The organism is Pseudomonas sp. 1L-B-1-E-C1, assembly GCF_057291835.1.
Window position 1 is genome coordinate 1 of record NZ_JBXAWN010000001.1, and the last position, 12,151, is coordinate 12,151.

At 61.3% G+C, this 12,151-nt stretch carries 9 protein-coding genes; all 9 read right to left on the reverse strand.

What is annotated here, in order from left to right; all coding sequences use genetic code 11:
* Positions 1-23: 23 nt before the first annotated feature.
* Positions 24-767, reverse strand: a complete 744-nt coding sequence (locus tag AC0Z4S_RS00005; RefSeq protein ID WP_485621548.1) for a DUF4123 domain-containing protein — start codon at positions 765-767, stop codon at positions 24-26.
* Entirely contained in the window at positions 757-2,799 is a 2,043-nt protein-coding gene (locus AC0Z4S_RS00010; protein ID WP_485621549.1) for a type VI secretion system Vgr family protein, read from the reverse strand. Before AC0Z4S_RS00010 ends, AC0Z4S_RS00005 begins: the two co-directional genes overlap by 11 nt.
* Positions 2,800-2,934: 135 nt before the next feature.
* Entirely contained in the window at positions 2,935-3,450 is a 516-nt protein-coding gene (locus tag AC0Z4S_RS00015) for an Hcp family type VI secretion system effector (RefSeq protein ID WP_007949952.1), read from the reverse strand.
* Between the two features lie 907 nt (positions 3,451-4,357).
* Positions 4,358-5,746: a 2-oxoadipate dioxygenase/decarboxylase HglS gene (gene hglS, locus AC0Z4S_RS00020; RefSeq protein ID WP_485621550.1), complete on the reverse strand. Its 1,389-nt coding sequence runs from the start codon at positions 5,744-5,746 to the stop codon at positions 4,358-4,360.
* Positions 5,747-5,834: 88 nt separating this feature from the next.
* Positions 5,835-7,055 carry a glycolate oxidase subunit GlcF gene (gene glcF / locus AC0Z4S_RS00025; protein WP_485621551.1) on the reverse strand — a complete coding sequence of 407 codons (1,221 nt, stop codon included), beginning with the start codon at positions 7,053-7,055 and terminating at the stop codon, positions 5,835-5,837.
* Between the two features lie 2 nt (positions 7,056-7,057).
* A complete protein-coding gene (gene glcE, locus AC0Z4S_RS00030) occupies positions 7,058-8,107 on the reverse strand; it encodes a glycolate oxidase subunit GlcE (RefSeq protein ID WP_485621552.1) in 1,050 nt (349 codons plus the stop codon).
* The gene (glcD, locus tag AC0Z4S_RS00035; protein ID WP_485621553.1) at positions 8,107-9,606 is read right to left on the reverse strand and encodes a glycolate oxidase subunit GlcD; all 1,500 of its coding nucleotides are present in this window, start codon (positions 9,604-9,606) and stop codon (positions 8,107-8,109) included. Before glcD ends, glcE begins: the two co-directional genes overlap by 1 nt.
* Complete coding sequence (locus tag AC0Z4S_RS00040) at positions 9,603-10,529, reverse strand: alpha/beta fold hydrolase (RefSeq protein WP_485621554.1); 927 nt, start codon at positions 10,527-10,529, stop codon at positions 9,603-9,605. The genes glcD and AC0Z4S_RS00040 overlap by 4 nt, the downstream gene beginning before the upstream one ends.
* 21 nt (positions 10,530-10,550) lie before the next feature.
* Entirely contained in the window at positions 10,551-12,005 is a 1,455-nt protein-coding gene (locus AC0Z4S_RS00045) for a flavin-containing monooxygenase (protein ID WP_485621555.1), read from the reverse strand.
* Positions 12,006-12,151 lie beyond the last annotated feature (146 nt).

Here is a 12,151-nt window from a genome sequence, read left to right on the forward strand (position 1 = left end):
AACGATCCCGCCCATTAAAACGCTCATACCACCACCTCTTTTTCCAGGTAGGCCTTCAACAGCCCGGTAAAGTTTTCTTCCGTGAGTGGCGTGCGGTTAACAAAGCGCGCCACTTTTTGTTTCAGGTTCGATTCGGGAAAGGAGAAATACAGATCGGCGTGTTCCTCCTGCAACCACTGCAGCATGTTGCCGATAACGGTGGATGGATTTTCTGCCATCAACCCCTCCAACAACCCCTTCGGCACCTCCCACCACGGCCAGTCCCGCACCTTCGGCACCACCCGCGTGCCCACTTCCAGCGCCTGCCCATTGATCAGATACCGCTCGAACACCGGCAGCACTTCCCCAGCCGTTTCCCCCAGACCCCGCAGAATCGGATAAATATGCCGCCCATCCCAAAACCGGAAAAACACTTGAGTGCCATCCGGCATTTTCACCTGCGTCAGGCTGCGCAGATGTTCGAACACTTCGTTCGGCGTTGAACGCGATACCGCCAGCCAGCCCCAGTCCCGCGCATCGGTTTCGGCTATCCAGGCCAGGAAGGCGGAGTTGGCTTTGAGTTCGGTGAGGTAGGGCATCACCGGTTGCCAGGTGGAGTAGGGCGTGCCGCCCCAGATCGGCAGGAGCTGGGCGGTGGGTTCAGTGAGGTACAGGGTTTTCAGTGCGTCGGCGTCGCTGGCGGCGCTGATGATCAGGTACAGGCGCTCGCCGCTTTGCAGTGGCTGTTGCGCCAGCCAGTCCTTGGGGGTGATTCGTTCAGATGGCACAGGCACCTGCCTTGCATTTTTCGCATTCTTCACAGAACGGCGCGTTACGTTTTAGGGTGTTGATCTGCGCCGGGGTCAGGACCTGGCCAGCCTTGTCCGCATCCGCCTGTTTCAACACACCGGGCATCAGCGGCGCAGCACCCGTCCCGCTGCCAGGACTACCACCGGAGTTCATGTTGATCACCGGCCCGCTCAGGGTCACGCCGCCGGCGTCGATCTTGATAAAACTGCCGCCGCCGACCAGCGTGAGTTCCGCACCAGCCTCCATCACCACTTTCATGCCGCTGCTCAGGTGGATTTCCTGGCCGGCGTCGATGAACTGGCCGGTGCCGATCTTGATGTGCTGATTGACGCCGACGGTGAGGTGGTCGTTGGCGCGGGTTTCGACTTTTCGGTCGGCGTAGACGGTGTGGTGTTCTTCGGCCTTGAATTCGCTGTAGCTGTTCTGTTCGACGGTGTCGTGGCGTTCGTTGCCGACGCGGATCTTCTGGTCGTGCTCGATGTTTTCATCCCAGTCGCGCTGGGCGTGCAGGTAGATCTGTTCCTGGCCTTTTTTGTCTTCGATGCGCAGTTCGTTGTAGCCGCCGCCACCCATGGAACTCAGGGTCTTGAAGGTGCTGCGGGTCTTGTTCGCCGGCAGTGGATAGGGGACGGTGTTTTCCTTGTGATACAGGCAGCCGCTGATCAGCGGTTGATCGGGGTCGCCTTCAAGGAACGTGACCAGCACTTCCATGCCGATGCGCGGGATGGCGATGCCGCCGTATTGGGCGCCGGCCCAGGCGGATGAGACGCGCAGCCAGCAGCTGGTCTTGTCGTCGGCCTGACCTTCGCGGTCCCAGTGGAACTGGACTTTGACCCGGCCGTACTCGTCGCAGTGGATTTCTTCACCTTTGGGGCCGGTGACGACTGCGCTCTGGCTGCCGAGGATGCGCGGTTTCGGATGGCGCAGCGGCGGGCGGTTGGGCACGTCCCACGGCGTGGCCTGGAAACGGTTGCGATAGCCCTGATGGAAATCGTCTTTCAGCGCCGTGGTGTCGCTGGTCACCGACTCTTCGAGCACCTGCGGCTGCTTGCCTTCGTGCAGGACTTCGGTGAGCAGCCAGAGGTCGTTCCACTTCGCTTTCGGGTGTTCGGTCAGGGCGAGGAAATGGCCGCTGACCAGCAACGGCTGATCGCTTTTGCCTTCGGCCAGTTGAAAGTCGCTGCGGTGGCGTTCGAGGGCGCGTTTGGCCAGGTGTTTGCCGCGCTCGCGGTCGATGAAGCGGCCCGGGTAATCGTAGTCTTCGAGGTCGGGCAGGGCGTCGCCACGGTTTTCGCTTTCCAGGGTCAGGCGCGGTTTTTCGAAGTCGTAGTCGCGGCGGGTGGTGCGGCTGGTGCGGGTTTCCAGGCGCAGGTCGAAACGCTTGATCACCGGGTTGCTGGCGACCATGCCGGAGTCTTGCTGATAGGGCACGGGCGCAAGTTTCGGGAACACCGTCTGGTCATCGCCGAACAGCAGTTTGTGGCCTGTTGTGGTGTGCTGGAAGTGGTAGTGAATACCTTCCTCTTCGCACAGGCGCTGGATGAAGTGCAGGTCCGACTCGTCGTATTGCACGCAGTAGATGCGCTCGGGATAGATCGAGCCGGTCTTGAATTCGTAGGCATTGCTTTGAATGCCGTGCTCTTCGAGCACCATGCCGATGATTTTCGGCACGCTGAGGTTCTGGAAGATGCGCTGGTTGATGCGGTGCGCCAGGTACGCCAGTTGCGGGCGCAGGGTCACCGAATAACGCGTCAGGCGCTTGCCGGAATCGCCTTGCGCGGCGCGGTAGATCTGCCCATGAATGCCGCTGCCGTCAGGCGACAGCTGCAGAAAGGCCGGTTTGTGCAGCAGGGTTTCGAGGTCCAGCGACGGCTGCTCACTGACCAGCTCCACCTCAAAGACAAAAGGCTGGCTGATGGCTTCCCGGCCGGTGAGGGTAAACACCTGAAAGTCGGCGGAAAGCCCTTCGATGGTCAGGGCAAAGTGGGTTTCATTGGCCGGCGCGAACATCCCTTGTTCCTCGTGCTGTACAGCGGCGCTCGTCGACGGCCGCAAAAAAAGCGACTCAACGTACGCGAAATTCTGGAGGGGCGTAAACAACATCGACCAGCAGAGCTGGCCGATGCGTGTAACGGTCAGCCGTAATTAAACGACTGGAGCACGCCAGTCATCGGAACCCGAAGTACCGGATACTTCGTGGGTCCAGGTGATTTTGCGGTAGGTGAACTGCACTTCTTCCAGGTGGGTGAAGTGCGCGTTGCCTGGATCCTGGCAGTTGTGCATTTTGTTGTTGATGGCGACGATGATCGCGTCTTCCAGTTTGGTGGTGTAGTAGTGCTCTTGGGTGCCTTGAGCCGAAGTGCGGTACCACTGGATAACGATTTCGCTCATGCGCTCGCCGGAAGTCAGTGCTGCTTGCAGCAGTGGCGAAGCCTTGTCGTAGACCTTGGTGATCACAACTGGCTTGTGTACGCGCTGACCGGTTGGCTGACCGGATTGCGGGTCACGCGGGATGATCACGTCGTGGGTGAACGCCTGAACCATGACCTGGTCTTCGTGGCCTTCCTGGTAGGTGTTGCCAACGGAGTCGGCGGTGAACGCGCCGGCAGTGATCAGGCCTTGTTTTTCGCCGGTAACCGACATGTACGCTGGTGTTGCCATGGGGTGCTCTCCTTGCGGATAAATTGAGGATGCCCGGAGGCGAAATCGCCCGGTGGGTGGCTGAACTGTTATCAAAGAGCGTGCCAGGTTTTGTGAAGTGCCCGGGTGGTGGGGGCACCACGGTCGTTGGTGATCATCCGGGGCGATTTTCAGCGGAATAATCAGGAGAAAGTGCGCAAGAAGTTGCGCAGTACTGCGCAACTTCTTGCGCACTTGGCTGCAGGCCTCGCACTGCGTGGGCTGCAGGCCATTTTGCCTGTGAAATATTACGATCTACTGCGCAACTTCTTGCGCAGTTGGGTATTTGCCGGGACCGAGGTGTCTGCTTCGCGAGCAGGCTCGCTCCCACAAGGATTTATGGATTGCCTGAGAGCTGAGTTCATCCGCGAAACCTGTGGGAGCGAGCCTGCTCGCGAAGGCGTCCGTTCAGGCAAATCTTCGGCGACTGACACACCGCTATCGCGAGCAGGCTCACTCCTACAGGGGATTTGTGGGTTGCCCCGAATTCGTGTTCATCCGCGAAACCTGTGGGAGCGAGCTTGCTCGCGAAGGCGTCCGTTCAGGCAAATCTTCGGCGACTGATACATCGCTATCGCGAGCAGGCTCACTCCTACAGGGGATTTGTGTGTTGCCCCGAATTCGTGTTCATCCGCGAAACCTGTGGGAGCGAGCTTGCTCGCGAAGGCGTCCGTTCAGGCAAATCTTCGGCGACTGACACACCGCTATCGCGAGCAGGCTCACTCCTACAGGGGATTTGTGTGTTGCCCCGAATTCGTGTTCATCCGCGAAACCTGTGGGAGCGAGCTTGCTCGCGAAGGCGGCTGTTCAGGCGAATCATTGGCGACTGATAGACCGCTGTCGCGAGCAGGCTCACTCCTACAGGGGATCGGCGGGGTAGTTAGCAAAGTCAGGTTAGGTTGAAACGCAGCACCTCGGCACATTCCTCAATCGACCGCCATTGCGTCTCTGCATACAAGTCCAGCTCATCAATAGTCGAACGCCCCAGCGCCTGTTCGAATGCCTGGCGATTGGAATGTTCGGCGTAATGCGCCTGCGCAGAATCGCCGAGATTTGACTGAAAAATCCCCGCTGCGCTCACCGGCAGGAAATCTTCGTACACCAGCGGCTCCGCTTTCACATAGCCATCGCGCAGCAAGTCCTCCAGGGACGACTCACCAAGTCCTTCAGCGGCCAAGCCCTTTTCCGTAGCGAAATAACGAAAGTACGCCAACCCCTGTTCGCGCATGCCCTCGATGCTGTCAGGAAATTCGGCAAAGTGCTGCGTCATCAGCGCGTCGTAGCGTGCGGCATTGGCTTCGTTAGGGAAGTCGCCCAGTTCATCGCGAGCGGAATTCAGCAGGCGGTCATACAGCGCGCGCCCCTTCGGCGTCAGTGCAGCGCCGCGTTGTTCGATTTCGCCGAAACGCGCGCTGTGGCTGCCACGGGTTTCGGGCTGATCGGTGAAGGCGATCGGCTCGTCCAGCGCCTTGAAGCTGGTCTGGCGCAGCAGGATCGGGCACTTGCGGCGCGGTGGGCCTTCAATCACCGCTTTAGGTGTGATGCCATGGGCAGGCATCTGCTCCTGCACGGTGTCGATGTCCAGCGTGCGCGGGGTCAGATGATTGATGTGCGGGCCTTTGAACGCAACGACGTCGGCGACCAAACGGTGCTGGGCGCTGAGTTTTTGATACTGCGCGCCAGTGACGGTGGCGCTGTGGTGCCAGCGAAAAGTCTCCAGTGCCTGTCGGACGAATTCTGCGGCTTCGTCGTCATTCAGTCCGCCTGCCGTTTCGGCCTGATCGATCAGCCGCAACGCGGAGTCGGTAAAGATCGAACGACGGGCCAACACCGACCCGGCAAACGAACGCAGTTCAGGGTCTTCAATCAGCTCCAGGCGCAGCAACGAGGTGAACACGCGAAACGGGCTGACCTGCAGCGCCTCTTCATGCACCGCGCGAAACGCCGTTGAATGCACCGGCACGCCCGCCGGGGTCAGGTCGTAATAACCCACCGGTTGCATGCCCATCACCGCGAACAAGCGGGCGAGGGTGGCCAGTTCGCTCGCAGTGCCGACGCGAATGGCACCGTGGCGTTCCATGTCCAGCCGCTCGATTTCGCCGGTGCGCCTGAGGTGCCCGGCAATCTCAGGCTGACGTGCCAGCACGTCGCGGTTGGTGTTCTCTACCAGTTTCATCAACGCGCCGTACAGCGGCACCTCTTCGCGGTACATGTCGGACATCGCTCGGGAGAAGCGCTGGCGGATCAAATCGGGGCTGACGAACGGCTGCACGGTCATGAAAAAAATTCCTGCCACGGTCACGGAATGGATGCCGGAAAAGATCGCAGCCTTCGCCCACGCGGGCAAACGAAGAATCCTACGAACTTCATTCTGCCAACGACTGATCCACCAGCTCGATCCAATGCCTCACGGGTGTGCGCCCGGCGCTGGCCAGATGACTCTGGCAGCCCACGTTGGAAGTGACGATCAACTCAGGCCGGCCGCTTTCCAGAGCGTTGAGTCGCTGGTCTCGCAATTGCCGCGCCAGCACGGGTTGGGTCAGCGAGTATGTGCCCGCCGAGCCACAGCACAAATGGCCGTCCGGCACCGGTGTAAGGTTGAAACCGAGTCGGTTCAGCACTGCTTCCACCGCGCCGCCGAGTTTCAGTGCGTGCTGCAAAGTGCAAGGGCAATGCACGGCGATGCGCCGTTCGCTGGCGGCGCAAACCTGTTCCAGTGGTTCCGCCGCGATGACTTGCACCAGATCCCGGGTCATTTCACTGATCCGCCGAGCCTTGTCGGCATACACAGGATCGCCCGCCAGCAAATGCCCGTAATCCTTGATGAACGCGCCACAACCGCTGGCCGTTTGCACGATGGCTTCGGCGCCGTTCTGCAGTTGCGGCCACCAGGCATCGATGTTCTGCCGAGCGCGGTCGAGGCCTTTGGTCTGGGCGTCGAGGTGATAGTCGAGCGCGCCGCAGCAACCGGCCTCGCTCACCGGCGTCACGCTGATGCCCAAGCGATCGAGGACTCGCGCCGTCGCGTCATTGGTGTTCGGCGACAGACCCGGTTGCACGCAACCTTCGAGCAACAACACCCGGCGCGCATGCCGAGGAGCAGGGCGCGTCCCCATAACACCCAAGCGCTGCGGCAGTTTGCTTTCCAGCAGACGCGGCAGCAGCGGTCGGAAGGTCGCGCCCATTCGCAGCAAACCCTTGAACAAACCCGGATTCGGCGCCAGCGCGCGCAAGCTTTCGCGCAGCAAGCGCTGGGCAACCGGGCGCGGCACCGCGTCATCAACCACCGCGCGGCCGATGTCGAGCAGGTTGTGATAATCGACCCCGGACGGACAGGTGGTTTCGCAGTTGCGGCACGACAGGCAACGATCCAGATGCAGTTGTGTCTGCTGCGTGGCCGGTGCGCCTTCCAGCACTTGCTTGATCAGATAAATACGCCCGCGCGGGCCGTCGAGTTCATCGCCGAGCAATTGGTACGTCGGGCACGTCGCGTTGCAGAAGCCGCAATGCACGCAGGTGCGCAGGATCTTTTCCGCTTCGGCGGCGCGGGGCAGTTGCCGCGATTGCTCGCTGAGGGTGGTTTGCATGGCTAGACCTCCGCGTACATTCGCCCGGGGTTGAACAGCCCTTGCGGGTCGAGTTGCGCCTTGAGTTGCCGGTGGTAGCGCAGCAGGGTTGGCGCCAAGGGTTGGAACGGCGAATCGGTGGCGCCGTGGGTAAAGCACGTTGCATGGCCGCCCAAGGAATGGGCGAGGGCATGAATCTCAGTGCTATCGGATTTCACCCAGCGTTGCGCACCGGCCCAGTCGATCAGTTGCTCGCCGGGCAGTTCGAGCGGGCCGAGGTTGTTCGGCAATGACAGTCGCCATAGCGGCAAGCCTTCGTCGAAAAAACTCAGGCGCTGCTCGTTGAGGTCGCGCCAGAAAACCGAGTCCAGCGGCTCGCCACCCAGGCGTTGATGCGCCGCCGTCACCGAACCTTCGCCGCCTTCCAGACGCAGATACAGGCTCTGACCATCGTGGCACGCGGCGCTGATCGGCAGCGGTTGCTGGCCCCACTCGGCAAGTTTGCTCAAGGCGCGGACACAATCGATGTCGAGGCGAATGCTCAGGCACTGGCGTGGTTTCGGCAGGACTTTCAGCGACACTTCGGTGAGCACGCCGAGGCAGCCGAAACTGCCGGCCATGAGCCGCGACAGGTCATAACCGGCGACGTTTTTCATCACTTCGCCACCGAAGCGCAAATGCTGACCAAGACCGGTGATCACCCGCGCGCCGAGGACGAAATCGCGCACCGAACCGGACCAAGGCCGGCGCGACCCGGACAGTCCTGCGGCGACCATGCCGCCGACCGTGGCGCTGTCAGCGAAGGACGGCGGTTCGCAGGGCAACATTTGCCCGGCGTCATCCAGCGCCGCGAGCATCTCGGACAATGGCGTGCCGGCGCGCACCGTGACCACCAGTTCCGTCGGGTCGTACTGGACGATGCCGCGATGGGCGCGGGTGTCGAGCACTTCACCGGCCACCTCGCGACCAAGAAACGCCTTGCTGTTGCCGCCCTGAATCTTCAGCGGCGTGGCATTGGCCCGCGCGGCGTTGACCTGATCGAGCAGGGCACCGGCAGCATCGAAATCAGCCATCAGAAGCGCTCCAGCTCGGGGAAGGGCAGTTGCCCGGCGTGGATGTGCATGGCGCCAAATTCGGCGCAGCGGTGCAGGGTCGGGATGTTCTTGCCGGGGTTGAGCAGGCCCTGCGGATCGAACGCAGCTTTGACCGCGTGAAACAGCAGCAACTCGTCGCTGTTGAACTGTGCGCACATCTGATTGATTTTCTCGCGCCCGACGCCGTGTTCGCCGGTGATACTGCCGCCGACCTTCACGCACAGTTCGAGAATCTTGCCGCCCAACGCCTCGGCGCGATGCAGCTCGCCCGGCTGGTTGGCATCGAACAGAATCAGCGGGTGCATGTTGCCGTCACCGGCGTGGAACACGTTGGCCACGCGCAAGCCATATTCCTCGCCGAGGCTGGCGATACCTTGCAGCACAGCGGGCAATTCGCGGCGCGGGATAGTGCCGTCCATGCAGTAATAATCCGGCGACAACCGACCAATCGCCGGAAAGGCATTTTTGCGCCCGGCCCAGAACCGCACGCGTTCGGCCTCGTCCTGAGCCTGGCGCACCTCAGTGGCCCCGGCTGCTGTCATCACTTCGCGCACGCGCTGGCAATCGTCGTGCACGTCAGCTTCGACGCCGTCCAGTTCGCACAGCAGAATCGCCTCGGCCTCGACCGGGTAACCGGCGTGGATAAAGTCTTCGGCGGCGCGGATGGCGACGTTGTCCATCATTTCCAGACCGCCCGGAATGATCCCGGCGGCGATGATTTCGGCGACCGCGCGGCCGGCCTTTTCCACTGAATCGAAACTGCCGAGCAAGACCTTGGCGACTTGCGGTTTGGGCAATAGCTTCACGGTGACTTCGGTGATGATCCCCAGCAGACCTTCGGAGCCGGTGAACAACGCGAGCAAGTCAAAACCGGCGGAATCGAGTGCCTCGGAGCCCAGCGTCAGACGTTCGCCCTCGATGGTCAGCACTTCGATTTTCAGCACGTTGTGCACCGTCAGGCCGTACTTGAGGCAGTGCACGCCACCGGCGTTTTCCGCGACGTTGCCGCCAATCGAACAGGCAATCTGCGATGACGGATCCGGCGCGTAATACAAGCCGAACGGGGCCACCGCTTGGGAGATGGCGAGGTTGCGCACACCCGGCTGAACCCGCGCGATACGGGCGGCCGGGTCGATATGCAGGATGTTGTTGAACCGCGCCATCACCAGCAGCAGGCCTTTTTCCAGTGGCAGAGCGCCGCCGGATAATCCAGTGCCGGCACCCCGCGCAACCACGGGCACGTTGTTCTGATGGCAGAGTTTCAGCAGGGTTTGCACTTGCTCCAGACGCCGGGGCAGGGCCACCAGCATCGGTGTGGTGCGGTAAGCGGAGAGGCCGTCGCATTCGTAGGGTTTGAGTTCATCCTCGCGCCAGAGGATGTCCAGGTCAGGCAGGGCGTGTTGCAGAGCCTTGAGCAATTCGGCCTTGTTCACCTCGGACAGGGCGCCGTCGAGGCGTTCGTCGTAAAGGATGTTCATCGCTGTCGTTCCAGAAATTCCCCGTACAGCCGCGCGGTATTTCCCGGCTGCTCGACCATCGGCATGTGCCCGACGTGATCCCACACATCCACTTCGAGATTGGCGATGCCTTTGCTCCACACCGGCACGCTGCTGACGTCGATCAGGCGATCCTTGCGCCCCCAAAGCAGCAGCGCCGGGCATTTGATCTCGGCCAGTTTCGGCTCCATCGGCGGGCTGGCGCGGAAGTCGCGGAAGATTTCTTCGAGCTCGTCACGTTGTTGCTCATAGCGCTGGGCGACGGCGTCCAGCACCAGCTTCGGTACCCACGGCGGCGACTCCATGGTCATCGCGTAGAAACGCTGAAATTCTTCGCGGGAGTTGATCAGGAACGGATTATGCCCGCGCGCCAGATGGCGCTCCATGTCGCTCGGCTCCGGTGCGGTGACGCCGGCCGGGTCGATCAAGGCCAGCGAGACGATCCGCTCGGGATAGGTCGCCGCCAGCCACGCGGCGATGTAGCCGCCCATGGAGTTGCCGATGACATGGACCTTCTCCACGCCGCAGACGTCGAGCAACTGAATCATGCGTTTGGCCTGAACCGCGATGTCATAACCGCCCCCAGCCTTGAAGCCGGTCTCGCCGTGGCCTGCCAGATCCGGAATGATCACCCGATACTGGCGGACGAAATGCCGGGCGCAGCGCAGCCAGAGGTTTTTGTCGGCGCTGAAGCCGTGCAGCATCAGAATCGCGCTGGACGCCTCGTACGGCCCGCCTTGCCAGGTCGACACAGTCATTTCGGCGATCGGCACTTCGATCTTGTGCAGTTTGTACAACCTGGCCTCGCTGGCCATGGTCAGGTCGTACAGCCAATGGCCGACCGCCGGGTAAGTCAACCAGCTCCAGGCCACAAAAACCGCGAGTGCGACAAACAGCAAAAGCATCGACGTCTTCCTTTTACGTGTTCAGGACAAAATATGGTCGGCCGGTTTCAGCGCTCGGGTCAGCAGGTGATAGCTGAAACTGAAGCCGGGGAACATCGCGATCACATGACCGCTCTTGCTCTGGTACCAACTGTGGCAACCGCCGGACTTCCACACGGTGCGCTGCATTTCCCGGTGGATCATTGCAGTGTAGGTACGTTCCGCGTCATGGCGCACTTCAATGCTGCGCAGGCCTTTGGCCTGCACGGTGCGGATGCAGTCGAGGATGTAGTTCATCTGCGACTCGATGATGAACAGCGCCGAGGTGTGGCCAATGCCGGTGTTCGGTCCGGTGACGATAAACAGGTTGGGGAAATCCGGCAGGCTGGTGCCGAGGTACGCACGCGGGTATTCGGCCCAGACATCTCTGAGTTGCACCGCGTTTTTGCCGCTGACCGGGTAGGAAATCACCCCATCGGTGGCGTCGTAACCGGTCGACCAGACGATCAGATCAACATCGACATGCTCACCGTCCACGGTGTTGATCCCGCTTTCGTCGATCGAAGCGATGCCGTGCTCGCGACTGTGCAACGTGACGTTGGCGCGGCTCAGCGCCGGGTAGTACGTGCTGGACACCAAAACGCGTTTGCAGCCGATGGTGAAGTCCGGGGTGAGTTGCTGCCGCAGCACCGGGTCTGGAACCTGGCGCTTGAGGAACCGCAGCGCATGTTGCTGGACCAAGTGAATCGCCGGTTTCGAGTATTTGAAGGCGATCACCCGGGTTTCGAATTGCCAGTAGATCAGCCAGCGCAGCAGCTTGTACGCCGGTTTCAAACCGAGCAGGCAGCGCTGGATCCGGCCGAACTTGCGATCGGCACGTGGCAGCACCCAATGCGGCGTGCGCTGAAACACATGCAGATGTTCGACCTGGGGTGCAATTGCCGGAATCACCTGCGCCGCGCTGGCACCGCTGCCGACAATCGCCACGCGTTTACCGCGATAGTCGTAGCTGTGATCCCAATGGTTTGTGTGAAAAGTCTTGCCTTGAAAGCGATCCATCCCGGGGAAGTGTGGGATGACCGGCTGACTTAACGGCCCGGAGGCGTTGATCAGGAACTGCGTGTGAAAGATGCCTTTGGCACGGGTGTGCACCGTCCAGTGTTTTTCCGCCTCGTTCCACTCGACGCGCTGGACATCCGCCTGCAGCTCCACGCGGTCGCGCAAACCAAACTCCTCGATCACCTGTTCGGTGTAGCGCTGCAGTTCCGCCTGTTCGGCGAACATCTGCGACCAGCGGTAGGGCGCGAACGACAGCGAGTACAGCGGCGACGGCACGTCAACCGCCGCGCCGGGGTAGGTGTTTTGGCACCAGGTGCCGCCGAAAAAGTCGCGTCGCTCCAGTATGCGAAAGTCGTCGATCCCGGCTTTGAGCAGGTTGACCGCCGCGCACTGGCCGCCAAAACCGCTGCCGATGATCAACACATGGTAGGTGTGCATGGGCCCCCTTTTTATAGTTGTTTTTCCATTTCCCCTCTTTCATTTATAGCCAACTCTGGGCTTCGTGTGCGGCGCTGATAGCGCTCTATTCAGGCCGCTGGCCGGTGATGGCTATTTAGCGGCGCCCTGATAGACTCCGAACACAT